Genomic DNA, 13,440 nt, shown 5'->3' on the forward strand with positions numbered 1-13,440 from the left:
AAGAATTTCCTTTGAAATAAAGGTTTATATTACCATTGAGTGTAAACCGCCGATGCAATGGTGCGGTGAACCGTATCATAAGTGACGGTGGCTTTCAATATGTATTTCATAGTGACTGCCATGATTTTGAATGTGTTTTACATATCCGTCCCATTCCTCATACTTCCGACCGAATTTTTCACGACAGTGAAAGGCTACAGGATATGGGGAGGTAGAAATTTTTGTATTTGTCATGAGACACCTCCTATACCGGTACTGAGGTTCCTGTTGATTTGGAAACAGAGAGTTGGTTAGACCTAAAAATTCCTTAGCACCTTTATAAACTTCCTGACCAGAGCGGGGTCAAACTGTGTTCCCGCACATTTCTCTATTTCTGCCAGGGCAGCTGATTGCGAAATGGCCATTCTGTAGGGCCGGTCATTGGTCATTGCATCATAGGCATCTGCTATAGCCAAGATGCGGCATTCCAGAGGGATATCTGTTCCCTGTAAGCCTAATGGATAACCTTTGCCATTCCACCATTCATGATGGTACAGAATCCATTCAGCGATGGGTATCAGATCCTGTGCTGACATGGCAATACGGTAACCTATTTCGCAGTGTTGCTGCATAATGGCCAGTTCATCTGGGGTAAAGGGACCCGGCTTAAAGAGAACCTTATCAGGCACCCCTACTTTTCCAATATCGTGAAAATGAGCGAACAGGCGCAGGTTGTTTAGTATATGAGCGGGGTAGTTAAATTTATTTGCAAGTTTTAGTATCAGATTTTCCAAACGTTCCGCGTGGCCTTCCGTGATGTAATCTCTGGCATCAAGCATTTTCGCAAGTGTACTCACTATGGAACTGCGTGCGCTTTGTTTCCTGTACAGCTTTTCCCGGTACATGTTGTTATCTGCTTCTTTAAACATTTCGTCAATATCACTGCATGTTTCACTGGAAGAGAAACCGACAGAAAGACTCAGGAGAAGCTCCGGGGTTTTTTCGTTATAGTCGTTCATAAGGTGACGGATGGAGCCGCATAATTTTTCTGCTTCTTTTCTGTTACAAAAGGGCAGCAGTATGGCAAATTCGTCTCCTCCTATGCGGGCAATTATGTCCTGCTTTCTCAGCGCACTAAAGATTACTTTTGTGGCTGATTTAAGCAAGACATCTCCGTTTTCATGCCCAAGGGTATCATTTACCAGCTTAAGCCCATCGATATCGCAGACAATTATAGCCAAAGGATAACATTTTTCCTGCTGGAGTCTTTGAAGTTCCTGTTCAAAGTAAGCACGGTTATAGAGCCCTGTAAGATTGTCATGCATACTGAGGTATTTCATCTGCTCCTCTGAGCGCTTACGCTCACTGATGTCAACTATGGTTCCCCTAATGCCATCCGGTTTGCCGTCATGGAAAAGCGGTACCGAATGTATGATAACAGGTACTTTTTTGCCGTCTTTACGGATAATAGTGTATTCGGAAACGCCCAGATATTCACCTATATAGAGTTTGGCAATGTTTTCTCTGGCTTTCCGTTGGTCTTCCGGTGGTAACGCCCAGATAACGTTAAAACCCCTGTTAAAATCTTCTTGGGTATAACCCAGGAAATCATAAGCCCGCCGGTTTACATAGGTAAGTTTACCCTCAACATCTGCTTCAAAGATGGTATCCTGCAGCGAATCCAGAATTTCTGAGTATTTAATATTGTTTTCCAGTACCGTTTCCGTCAAAGTTTTTAGCTGGGTGATGTCTATAAGCTGGCCCAGTAAAGCGGGGTTTTCGTTAAACTCGATAAAAGAAAAGGACCAGAGAACATTTAATTTTCGGCCATTTCGGGTAACGACCTTAAATTCGTAGTCACCAAAGAGGCTGCAGGTCGTACAGTTCAAAACTTCGGCGGTGAACTTTGGTTTATCTTCAGGGTGAATTAACTCTATAAATGGGAATTTGCCCAGCTCTTTTTGGGAGCAATCCATTAGATGCGCCATCTTGGAGTTGGCTGTTTGCACCAAACCATTTTGCAGAACGAATGAGGCTGTTGGTAAAAAATCTAAAAACTCTTTAAATGAATTTATGAAGCTCATCTTGACCCTCTCTTTTAAAAGTGCAAATAATGGTTAGTCACCCGTAAATAAGCAGGTGACAGTATTTAGCCATTCGACAGTTTTTGGCAAAATTCCTTCTAATACAACAAGTAATAACTTGTATCATCTGTGATAAAGTTCACGGGAAAATCTAAATTTGTGTGGTATATTATTCTAAAGGAAAGAGGGCAGGGAACATTAATGGAATGCTGCAACAGGCATGGTGATTTGGTTTCCCGATATGGTGGAGAGGAATTTGCGGCAGTTTTGGGGGATACTAACATGAAGAGGTTGTCATAACTTTGAAAACAAAAAACAATTTTGAGGAGGAATGATGATGTCGTTTAAAGTCAGTGAACATGTTACCTGGGTAGGAAAGATTGACTGGGAATTGCGGACGTTTCACGGTGAAGAATTATCAACCCATCGCGGGTCTTCTTACAACTCCTATTTGATTAAAGACGAAAAAACGGCGCTGGTTGATACTGTGTGGGGGCCGTTTGCCAAGGAGTTCGTAGGAAATCTCAAAAAGGAGACAGACTTATCCAAGATAGACTTTATTATTGCCAACCATGGCGAGACCGACCACAGCGGGGCGCTGCCGGAGCTCCTTAAGGAGATACCCGGAACCCCGGTATATTGTACGGCCAATGCGGTTAAATCCTTAAAAGGCCATTATCATGAGGACTGGAATTTTCAAATCGTGAAAACCGGAGATAAGCTTAGCCTGGGTGCAGCAGACCTCGTTTTCGTGGAAGCGCCGATGCTCCATTGGCCTGACAGTATGTTTTGCTACCTGTCCGGAGATAACATACTTTTCAGTAACGATGCCTTTGGGCAGCATTATGCCACAGAGCATATGTTCAACGACCTGGTAGACCAGGATGAGCTTTATGGGGAGGCTGTTAAATATTATGCCAATATACTGACCCCCTTCAGCAAGTTAGTTGAAAAGAAAATTAATGAAGTGGTTTCCTTTAACCTGCCTGTCAGCATGATCTGTCCCAGTCACGGTATTATCTGGCGCAAGGACCCTCTGCAGATTGTCAATAAATATATGCAGTGGGCCCAGGATTATCAGGAAAACCAGATTACAATTGTTTATGACACCATGTGGAACGGCACTCGCATGATGGCTGAAGAAATTGCCCGGGGGATAAAATCTGGGGACAGTCAAGTCACAGTGAAATTATTTAACTCGGCTCGTTCTGACAGAAGTGATATCATTACCGAAATTTTTAAATCAAAGGCAATCTTGATGGGTTCCCCCACAATTAATAAAGGGCTGCTTTCATCGATAGGCGGGATAAAGGAGGAAATCAAAGGACTGAGCTTTAAGAACAAAAGGGCGGCGGCTTTTGGTTCTTACGGCTGGAGCGGTGAATCTGTAAAGCTTTTAAGTGCTGCACTGTCAGAAGCCGGATTTATGGTTCTAAATGAAGGCATAAAGGAATTCTGGTTTCCTGACAGTGAGGCCAGGGAAAACTGTTTCAAATTTGGCGAAACGTTTGCCCGGGGCCTTCAGGAAGGCCCTTAAGAGATAAATGGCCGTTTGACGTAAAAGATGTAAAAAAGCCCAGGGAATCCCCTGGGTTCTTATTTTGGTGTGCCAAGCAAGGGCACAATCAATCAGGCAAAGAACTTTGCCCAAATGTAATTAAGAATATCTGCTATTTATGCCTTTTTCCTGGTAGGGAGCATTCGGCTGTATAGTTCGTTTAAGTACAAGGGATCTACAAAGATTAATTGATTGGTCACCAGCCATTTAACAGCGCCGTGGAAATTTACAACTTTTATTTTCATAATCAGCACCCTCAATACGAAGGCTTTGCTAATATATAGTATGCACCAACTATCACAAACACTCCATGAAATATTAAATTATTTCATGGAGCTTTTTTTAACTAAATATACATAGGATTCAATTATTTTTTCAACTGCCTCTGCCGGAAGGTCCAGGACCTTGATCTTGTGGGCCAAAACCAGGTAATCCATGTTTTCTTCGTTAAGGATAAATTGCCGGATTTCCTGTGGCAGGTTGGGTATGGCTTCAAAAGGGGTAACCGCATTTTCATCCAGGAAATACAGCGGCGAAACCCTCAATGCTTTAGATATTCGCTTGACGAGTTCCAGGGAAGTATTTTTCTGCTTGTCGTTTATCAGGTCACTGATGGTGGCCTTAGAAATAGCGGTTTGCCTAACAAGATCCGCCTGGCTCATTTCCCTAAGTGACAATAGATGCTTAATTTTTTTGCCAATGGACATGGTTACGAGCCTCCGTTAAATAATTTTTGTTGGACTGACATTATTCGACATAGCGAACATATAATGTACCAAAAAGCGAAACAATTTTATTTTTTGATAAAATTGTTCGCTATAACGAACAGATAGGGGGGAACTCTAATGTGTCCATATATTAGAAAAGGTATGAATATCAATGGCTGGTACTACTATTGCGATGCTGTTGCCTTTGGTTTGAAGCTGACAGGCAAAGACTTAGACAGCATCGGGTGCACCGAAGAACAGCGAAAAATCTGCAAGAGCCTGATGGAACTTGCCGTGGGAGTCGGCATTGTTCCGGAACCTGTTGACGAAGGTTGAAAACTTTTCTTTTAACAATAACATATGCAGTTAACCCCGCGGAGTTGTTATTAAATTTAAAAAAATTTTGAAAGGCTAGATTTATATGCTGAATGGTCCTAAAATAAGGAACCTGCGCTTAACCAAGAACCTGAGCTTAAGGGAATTGTGTAAGCAGACTAATGGGGAGATCAGCCCCAGTCATCTTTCGGCATTGGAAAGAGGCCGGGTAATGAATCCAACGAAAAGGCTTACCCGTGCTTTGGCCAAAGTCTTAGGGGTTAAGGAAGTCGAGTTGTTTTCCTTTGAGGATTGTATGGAGGGGGAATTCAAGATGTGTAAATACCGTAGAGAATATCCAACTATGAACGGCTGGGTTTATTACTGTGATCTGGCTGCCACCGGCAGAGACCTTACCATTGAGCAATTAACGGCTGTCGGGTGTACCGCGGAGGCCAGAAAAAACTGTAAAAAGATGATGGAATATACCTGTGGTGTCGGAATTGTGCCTGACCCGAAAAAAGACAGTTGACCAAATTAGAGTTGACCAAAGAGGAGGAATATAAATGAACGAAGTCTTAACGACTTGTCCCTATTGTGGCTGTGGGTGCAACTTTTACCTGATTGCCGATAAGGACGGGGAAATTACGGGTGTTATTCCAAGCCGCGAACATCCGGTCAGCCGGGGGAAGTTATGTGTCAAGGGCTGGAATGTTCATGAGTTTGTAAACAGTCCTGACAGATTATTAAGCCCGTTAGTTAAGGAAGCAGGAACTTTGCAGGAAGCAACGTGGGATGAGGCCTTGAAAAAAACCGCCGCTAAATTGCAGGAAATCATAAAAAAATACGGTCCTGATGCTGTGGGGTTCTTTAGCTCCGCTAAGTGTACCAATGAAGAGAATTTTCTGTTTGCCAAATTTGCCAGGGCAGTGGTGGGTACAAACAACATAGACCACTGCGCCCGTCTCTGACACTCCGCCACTGTCGCCGGGCTGGCGGCATCATTTGGAAGCGGAGCGATGACCAACTCCATCGCTGAAATAGCCAATGCTAAGGTGATTTTGGTTACCGGGTCCAATACCACAGAGCAACATCCCGTGATTGGTTCTAAAATTCTTGAAGCTGTGGAGCATGGAGCCAAATTGATTGTAATCGACCCCCGCCGGATACCCCTCGCTAATTTTGCGGATATTTATCTACAGCCAAAAGTAGGTACTAATGTTGCCTGGTTAAATGGTTTAGCACATGTAATCATCGAAGAAAAGATATGTGATCGTGATTTTATAGCTGAACGAACAGAAAATTACCAGGACCTTGCCAAGGTGGTTAAAAAATATACCCCGCAATATGTTCAGGATATAACGGGTATCCCGGCTGATGATTTAGTCAGCGCGGCCAGGTTGTATGCTAATACTGACAGAGCCATGATGTTCTATTGCATGGGAATCACGCAGTTTACTTCCGGTATAGATAATGTAAGAACATGTGCCAATTTGGCCATGTTAACTGGAAATGTTGGGAAACCCGGAACAGGGGTAAACCCCCTGCGGGGACAGAACAATGTTCAGGGAGCGTGCGATATGGGCGCTCTGCCCAATGTACTGACGGGATATCAAAAGCTGGAGGACGAGGAAGCCAGACACCGGTTTGAACAGGTTTGGCAGGTGGAGCTGCCCGCAAAAACCGGCCTAAGTCTGACGGAAATGATTAGTAAAGCTGCCGAGGGTAAGCTCAAATGCCTGTATGTCATGGGAGAAAACCCCTTGATCAGTGACCCGGATTTAAACCATGTGCGTGAAGCATTTAAAAAGCTGGAATTATTGATTGTGCAGGATATATTTCTGACCGAGACCGCATCCATGGCAGATATAGTTCTGCCAGGCGCCTGTTTTGCTGAAAAGGACGGGACCTTTACAAATACAGAACGCAGGGTCCAAAGGGTCCGGCAGGCGGTCTTACCCAAGGGCAGCGCCCGTGAGGATTGGAGAATAATTTCGGCTTTGGCCTGTAAGATGGGTTACCTGATGGGTTATGAAGCTCCAGAGGAAATCATGGAGGAGATATCCATATTGACTCCGATATACCGCGGCATAAGTTATCAACGATTACACAATAAAGGGATTCAATGGCCATGCCCTCATGGGACCCACCCGGGAACACAGTTCCTGCATAAAAACAAATTCAACTCAGGCAAAGGGAAGTTCCATCCTGTTGATTATAAAAGGCCTATGGAACTGCCGGATAAAGAGTACCCCTTCCTGCTGACAACCGGTCGCACAGCTTATCAGTTTCATACGGCTACGATGACCAAAAGAGTCGCAGTTCTGCTAAGGGAAGACCCTGACGGGTTTATCGAAATTAACCCTGATGACGCAAAATCAATAGGTGTCAGAGAAGGCTGGCCGGTGGAGGTATCTTCGCCCAGGGGCAGGGTCATCTGCCGGGTGTCTGTTACTGACAGCCTGCCGCAGGGGACAGTATTTATGCCCTTCCACTTTGCCGAAGCTGCAGCCAATCTGTTAACCAACAGCGCAGTTGACCCTGTCGCCAAAATTCCGGAATACAAGGTTTGCGCCGTCAGGATAAGGGGGGTAGATTAAATGTATCATCTCATAACAAAGGGACTTGTTAAAGTCTGGCTGAGAAAACTGATCAAGCAGGGAGTCCTGGTAGCGCCAACTGAGCTGGCCGGCGGGGATGTGGTTTTTAAAGAGGCTTTTACGCCTGAAAATGTCTTGCTGAAATTTAAAAAGCCGTTATATTCAGTGAAATCGTATTTTATGCCGCAGGAAGAAACCCTATTTACCTTTCATGATAGCTCTGTGAACACACTTGAAGAAGTATTTGACGAATTTCCCAGGATATTTTTCGGCCTCCGGCCTTGTGATCTCAAGGCGATAACCCAGGCTGACAGATTTTTTAACGAAGGGTTTCAGGACGCATACTATGATCACCGGCGCAAGCAGACGTTATTAATGGTTATCGGGTGTAATAACCCGGATAGCAACTGTTTCTGCCATACAATGGGTATCGGGCCTTTTTATAAAGACGGGGCGGACATTTTCATGGTAGATTTGGGGCACAGTTTTGCCGTCACGGCCCAAACACCAAAAGGCACGGCTGCTGTTGAAGATTACTCCTATCTCTTTGAAAAGGCCTCAGAAGAAGACGAAGAAGATATATTTTTTGAAGAGAACTCAGCCCTGAGCAGACTCAATTTTAACATGCCGCAAAATATTAAGCTGCCTGATTTTACTAAAGTTGATGACGGGTTTTGGGAAAAAGCCAGCCGCCGATGCTTTAGCTGTGGAAGCTGCTCATATGTATGCCCCTTGTGCTTCTGCTACAATGTGGTCGACAGGCAGAACAGGGCTTCTCAGGGTAAGCGGGTAAGGACGTGGGATTCGTGTGTTTTTGAGGGATTTACCCGTATGGCAGGGCGCCATAATATGTTTAAAACCCGGCAGGATAGGTTGAAAAAGAGGTTTGCCCATAAGCTTTATCAATATCCGGAAACGTATGGCTATATGGGATGTACCGGGTGCGGCCGTTGTACAGTTACCTGCCCCGGGAATATCGGAATGATGTCTATGATTAAACAGTTAGCGGAGGAGGTGTCTACAGATGGCAAAAAATGAACTGGCTCCTAAAGCGGCCCGGATAATGAACATTACCCAGGAAACCAGTGATACAAAAACCTTCACCCTCGTTTTTACTAATCCCGCGGACCAGGATGCCTTTAATTACCGACCGGGGCAGTTTGTGGAGATATCAGTACTGGGAGTTGGCGAAGCCCCTATCTCGATAACGTCATCACCCTCGCGGAAAGGTTTTTTGGAGCTCAGCATTAAGCGGGTCGGACAATTGACCGAAATTATCCATGCTCTGTCTCCCGGCAGTATAGTCGGAATAAGGGGTCCGTATGGCAATGGGTTTCCCTTCGAGGATGTCAGTGGTGACAACATCTTGTTTGTGGCTGGGGGAATAGGGCTGGCGCCGCTTCGTTCACTAATAAACTATGTTTTTGATAATCGTCGCGATTATGGAGATGTAAAAATACTATATGGCTCCAGAAATTCCGGGGAACTGGTTTTTACAGGGGAGTTAGACCGGTGGAGCGGGATGCCGGAAACAGAAGTGCTGGTCACAGTTGATAGAGGGGATGAACATTGGCAGGGTAATGTGGGGCTGGTAACCACTCTGATTCCCAGAATCAAACTGACACCGGAAAGTTATTCAGCTTTTGTTTGTGGTCCTCCGGTGATGATTCCCTTCGTAATTAAAGACTTGCTCAAACTGGGTTTCAGGGAAGATAAAATTATCAGCACCCTGGAAAATTACATGAAGTGCGGAGTAGGCAAGTGCGGACACTGCCTGCTGGGTGGAAAATTCATCTGTATGGAAGGACCTGTTTTTAAATACAGTCAAATGAAGGACTTAGGTTTTGGGTAGAGTTTAAACAACCAGCCAAAAGCGGCACATGTAAAAGGGAATTGGACGCGTCCAATTCCCTTAGTGTTTGTCTCAGGTTATTTTTCCAAAATGGCTTTTAGCGGACGGAAGTCGGCAAACTTGTTATATGGTTTGTCCGTATACCCGGCATCGAAAATAAAGGTGTGCAGATTTTTGACAAACTCCTCATTAGGGTCATAGGTGATATGAATTTCATCCCATTGGGCGGCGATTTCTTCCATTGGAGTTTTTTCATAATCGACAGCTCCCACAACTTCTTGATAATAATAGTCCAGAGCATCAGTGGCCAGCCGGGGCAGGTCTTTTCTGTTCTCTTCAGCTGCGGCGGTTAGTTCAATATGGGTTTTCAGCATGATGTTAGCCAAGTCGGGCCAGTTTTCCAGAACATCGCTCCTGGCATACAGCCAGGCGCTGGGAATTGTATCACCTGCGGCGCTGCCGTCATTTAAGGAGAGCAGTTTTTTGGCATTGGGAAACCGTTCCGGCAAATTCGGCTCTTCTGTGTCGCGGGCTATAATGGCATCGAATTCCCCGTTTCTGAACATCTCGTAGAATTCAGCTAAATAATCCTGAAAACGCACCTTTACTGAACCGCCGACAGTTTCGGTGGCCAGTCCCGCTTTTGATAGCTGTAGGTTTAAGAGCATTTCATGGGAATAGCTGTTATTTACAATCCCGATAACTTTTCCGTCCAGGTCTTTGAGTTCAGAGATGTTTTCATTGACTAACAGGATGGAACCTTCAGGTACGGCCTGACTTCCTGCGATGATGCGATAATTGTTTCCGGCGGCAAATTGTGAGGTTTCTGTGAAATAAGCAGTGAAATTGTTAATCGGCGTATATAGAAAATGAAATTTGCCTTCCTCCATCAAAGGACCTACATTATCTCTGCCGCGGGTGATTACCCATTCCACCTCATATCCGGCATCCCCAAATGCTTTTTCAAACATCTTTTTCTCACGGTTAATCAGAGCCTGAGGCGAGGAGCGGGTCATGGCAATATAACCGATTGTAATTGTTTTCGGCGGTTCCAAGTCGGTGTTTTGAGATGCTGCATCTTTTGTCTGGCCCCCGCAGCCGGTGAAAATTGCAGTGGATAATATTAGAATACATGACACTAAGACCACCAGCATACCAATTTTCTTCTTCATAGAAATTTCCTCCATAATATAAAATGTTTTCATTATGAGTTTATCAGGCTTAACTAATCACGTCAATAAACTAATGCATGTAGAATGTGGAAATGTAAAACTAAATTAATTAGTAGTTTTCTTGCTGTGTTAAAAGGAAAATAAAGTTAGACCTAGAATATTAATATAGTTAGTAGTTACTATTAGAATAAAAGTGCAGTCATAGTGTAATTAGAGGGAAACCTCAAAAAAGGAGGCGCAAAGATGACTGAGAAAGTAAAAAAGGCTTACTCAAAACTAAGCACTAACTTGAAAATTGGTATCGTGCTGAGCTTTGCCGCAATATTTCTAACCAGTTCTGTCCTTATTGCTTCTGAGGGCAGCGGCATTATTTGCAGCAGCCACGTTCCGGCCAAGGATAGTACAGTGAATGTGACTAATCCGAATGGTTCTGTATATGTCAAAGACACGGTTGATGATTTGAACCCCAATTCTCTCGCTGTTAAAGTTAACGGCAAACCTGTTGCAGCCAGCCTGCAATTTAAAGGCTATACCGACGCCTGCACCGAAACCTGGATTACTCAGAGCTATAAAGAAGGAACCATCAGCTTCAGCACCTCTGGGCTGCCGGAAGGCGTCAACACTGTTGAAATAAGTATTGCCGACATTAAAGGTAATGTGTTAACCGAACAATGGTCCTTCAAAGTGGATGCCCTGCCTTTGCCAAGCAAGTGGACTCCCGCCAAAGACAGTACTATTGCAACTGCGAATCCTGCTATTTCACTATATGTTGCGGCCAGGGCTGTTGACCTGAACCCCCAGTCGATAAGCGCCAAGCTGAACGGCGAACCTGTTGCAGCCAGCCTGCAGTATAGGGGCTACAATGATGCCTGCACCGATACTTGGGTCATTACGAGCTATAAAGAAGGTACGATTAAAATTAACCCTACGGGACTTAAAGACGGGGTTAATACTGTTGAAATGGCAATTGCCGATAAAGCCGGAAATAAGGTAAATGAAGCATGGTCTTTTACTGTAGCGGAAAAGCCGGTAATTACCAGCCTGTACCCCGTAAATGGCTCTGAGAATGTAGGAGTGACCAAGGTTTCTGCAGTTATCAAGGATAATACTGCGGTTAACTGGGACGGTGTCAAGCTGTACATCAATAATAATGAAACTGCTTTTACTCATAATGAAGAGACAGGTGAGTTCAGCGCCAATTATGATTTTCCCACGGGTAACCATCAGGTGAAGCTTGTGGCTGTTGACATGAATGGCAACCAGAATACTGCCACCTGGAGCTTCATTTCCAGCTCGACAGCTTCGGAACTGACCGCCCTGCAGTATTTCTCAGACGGCATGACCATAACTAATGGGGTGTTGAAGTTTTATGCCAAGTTAAACGACTCGGTAGATATAAATGATAATGTAACCCTAAAGCTAAACGGCGTTCCTCTGGACATTGACTTTAAGTTCAAGGGTTATACGGATACATGTTCCGATGACGGTCAATACATAATTCTGTCAAGAAAAGAAGCCTATGTTTCATACGAGAAAAAAGTTATTGATGGCGAAAACTTAACCCTGGAGCTGTATGCTGAAAACAAATATGGCTACAGCAGGACCTGGACCTGGACGTTTAATGTTCTGACACCGCCCACCATAACTAATGCAGCACCGCTAAAATATGGTGTGACTGATCTTCAGCCGGTTATTTCCGCTGTTATCGGTGAAAATGATCACTTGGCATCAATTGTGATGAAATTAAATGGGGTGGATGTTGATTATCAATATGACTCAAATACTGGCAAGCTCACCTATATTCCTGCTGAACCGCTGGCAAATGAGACTAATTATACAGTCAGTGTGTCGGCTGTAGACGGAATTGGCCTGACTGCCGACAGCACCTGGAAATTTACGGTGAACACTTATCCTGACATGTATGACGGTAATGTAACAAGCTGTCAGGCCTGTCATGAGAATCAAAGCAGCCGGGCGCCTTATGAGGCGATACACCCAGAGTTTCTGTTTCAGGGCCATGAGAATAGCTGCGATAATTGCCATATTTATGTTACTATACCTGATGTCTGCAGCGGGTGTCATTATGCCGGACAGATACTTCCCGAGCCGTTCCCGCCACACAACGAATATCCGGGGATAAAATACTCACCAAAACGGCAGAGCACTTCAGAGCCGCTAAGGGTGACCACCAATAGGGAGGAATGGGACTGCATCATTTGTCACCAGCCCGGAGCAGGCACTAAGACGGGACCTACCTGGGGAAATAACAGGCTGTTGAACAACCACGATATTCCACAGCTTCATATTGCACCCCTGACAACGAACACCGAGTCGTGCCTTGAATGTCACGCCAGGTCGCTGACCAGGGAACACGCACGGGATGGCAGGGTTGACAAAGCAGGCAGGGCGATTAACTGTAATACCTGCCATAAGAGTACCGACCCAGCGGTGCAGGGCGCAATCACAGCAAAAGACTTAAGCTGTACGGCCTGCCATGAAAGTGCGGATCATGAGGCTTTACATGTCAGCAGTATTGATAGTAACTGCGGAGAATGCCACAGCGACAGCCTGACCACTGAGCATATGAATAATGAGAAGACTACCGGGAGCAAGGGCTATGGCTGTGAGACCTGCCATGTAAGCAGCAAGAAACAAGTTGTCAGGGCCATTGAGACAAACAGGCGTAATTGTACCAGTTGTCATACTCAAGGACACGATGTTTACTTTGCTGATGATGTACCAGCTGACATTCCGCTTTACGAATCCTTTGAGTGGACCACGCCAATGGAAGCCGAGATATTTGCTGGTGAAGCCGGTATTCCGGCAGAATACCTGATTGGTCAGGTGGTTATGTCAAACAGACGCACAGACCTGAATCTGGATAATGTGCGCCAATTCTACAATGACTCCCTTACATCAAATAGTTGGGAAAGTACGGCGTACACGGTATCAGATGATGGTCAGCGCTTCGCTGCACAATATAAAAAAGGAAGCCGTAATGTCTTAATATACTTCTTCAACACTGCAGGCCGAGCCGGTGAGGGCAGCCCGGTTCCAGCAGGATCAAGGCTGGAAATATGGTATAAGTAGTAGAAAATAATAATAAGGATAATAAGAAATAAGTCCATGCCCTTAAAGGCGTGGCAGACCTGTCAGGATTATCCAACCACTGG

13 protein-coding genes are annotated in these 13,440 nt (G+C 44.9%); 8 read left to right on the forward strand and 5 right to left on the reverse strand.

Annotated features, from left to right (window positions below; translation table 11 throughout):
- Positions 1–75: 75 nt before the first annotated feature.
- Both Ga0451573_RS10900 and Ga0451573_RS10905 read right to left on the reverse strand, forming a co-directional pair.
- A complete protein-coding gene (locus Ga0451573_RS10900) occupies positions 76–234 on the reverse strand; it encodes a DUF6618 family protein (RefSeq protein WP_231684132.1) in 159 nt (52 codons plus the stop codon).
- A gap of 62 nt (positions 235–296) precedes the next feature.
- The gene (locus Ga0451573_RS10905; protein ID WP_231684137.1) at positions 297–2,063 is read right to left on the reverse strand and encodes a sensor domain-containing diguanylate cyclase/phosphohydrolase; all 1,767 of its coding nucleotides are present in this window, start codon (positions 2,061–2,063) and stop codon (positions 297–299) included.
- A 201-nt stretch (positions 2,064–2,264) separates the two neighbouring features.
- Between Ga0451573_RS10905 and Ga0451573_RS20305 the strand changes: the two genes are divergently transcribed.
- Together Ga0451573_RS20305 and Ga0451573_RS10910 are read left to right on the forward strand one after the other, a co-directional pair.
- Positions 2,265–2,363 carry a diguanylate cyclase domain-containing protein gene (locus Ga0451573_RS20305; RefSeq protein WP_353740075.1) on the forward strand — a complete coding sequence of 33 codons (99 nt, stop codon included), beginning with the start codon at positions 2,265–2,267 and terminating at the stop codon, positions 2,361–2,363.
- Between the two features lie 37 nt (positions 2,364–2,400).
- Positions 2,401–3,600 (forward strand): anaerobic nitric oxide reductase flavorubredoxin, encoded by a 1,200-nt coding sequence (locus Ga0451573_RS10910; protein ID WP_231684252.1) that lies wholly within the window; start codon positions 2,401–2,403, stop codon positions 3,598–3,600.
- 137 nt (positions 3,601–3,737) lie between these two features.
- Here Ga0451573_RS10910 and Ga0451573_RS19830 read toward each other — a convergent pair whose 3' ends face one another.
- Both Ga0451573_RS19830 and Ga0451573_RS10915 read right to left on the reverse strand, forming a co-directional pair.
- Positions 3,738–3,866 carry a hypothetical protein gene (locus tag Ga0451573_RS19830; protein WP_269438235.1) on the reverse strand — a complete coding sequence of 43 codons (129 nt, stop codon included), beginning with the start codon at positions 3,864–3,866 and terminating at the stop codon, positions 3,738–3,740.
- A 78-nt stretch (positions 3,867–3,944) separates the two neighbouring features.
- Entirely contained in the window at positions 3,945–4,328 is a 384-nt protein-coding gene (locus Ga0451573_RS10915) for a helix-turn-helix domain-containing protein (protein ID WP_231684138.1), read from the reverse strand.
- Positions 4,329–4,466: 138 nt separating this feature from the next.
- On the opposite strand from Ga0451573_RS10915, the gene Ga0451573_RS10920 reads away from it, so the two are divergent.
- The 5 genes from Ga0451573_RS10920 (at position 4,467) to Ga0451573_RS10940 (ending at position 9,095) form a co-directional block, all read left to right on the forward strand.
- Positions 4,467–4,664 (forward strand): hypothetical protein, encoded by a 198-nt coding sequence (locus Ga0451573_RS10920; RefSeq protein WP_231684140.1) that lies wholly within the window; start codon positions 4,467–4,469, stop codon positions 4,662–4,664.
- 85 nt (positions 4,665–4,749) lie between these two features.
- Positions 4,750–5,175, forward strand: coding sequence for a helix-turn-helix domain-containing protein (locus Ga0451573_RS10925; RefSeq protein WP_231684142.1), 426 nt, complete (start codon positions 4,750–4,752; stop codon positions 5,173–5,175).
- A 34-nt stretch (positions 5,176–5,209) separates the two neighbouring features.
- Entirely contained in the window at positions 5,210–7,243 is a 2,034-nt protein-coding gene (gene fdhF / locus Ga0451573_RS10930) for a formate dehydrogenase subunit alpha (RefSeq protein ID WP_231684253.1), read from the forward strand.
- Positions 7,244–8,281, forward strand: coding sequence for a 4Fe-4S dicluster domain-containing protein (locus Ga0451573_RS10935; protein ID WP_231684143.1), 1,038 nt, complete (start codon positions 7,244–7,246; stop codon positions 8,279–8,281).
- A complete protein-coding gene (locus tag Ga0451573_RS10940; RefSeq protein WP_231684145.1) occupies positions 8,268–9,095 on the forward strand; it encodes an FAD/NAD(P)-binding protein in 828 nt (275 codons plus the stop codon). Before Ga0451573_RS10935 ends, Ga0451573_RS10940 begins: the two co-directional genes overlap by 14 nt.
- Positions 9,096–9,172: 77 nt before the next feature.
- Here Ga0451573_RS10940 and Ga0451573_RS10945 read toward each other — a convergent pair whose 3' ends face one another.
- On the reverse strand, positions 9,173–10,267 hold the full coding sequence (locus tag Ga0451573_RS10945) for an ABC transporter substrate-binding protein (protein ID WP_231684147.1): 1,095 nt from the start codon (positions 10,265–10,267) through the stop codon (positions 9,173–9,175).
- Positions 10,268–10,510: 243 nt separating this feature from the next.
- On the opposite strand from Ga0451573_RS10945, the gene Ga0451573_RS10950 reads away from it, so the two are divergent.
- A complete protein-coding gene (locus tag Ga0451573_RS10950) occupies positions 10,511–13,357 on the forward strand; it encodes a cytochrome c family protein (RefSeq protein WP_231684148.1) in 2,847 nt (948 codons plus the stop codon).
- The last annotated feature ends 83 nt before the right edge of the window (positions 13,358–13,440 follow it).

The organism is Phosphitispora fastidiosa, from assembly GCF_019008365.1.
GTDB classification, from domain to species: Bacteria; Bacillota; Thermincolia; order Thermincolales; family UBA2595; genus Phosphitispora; species Phosphitispora fastidiosa.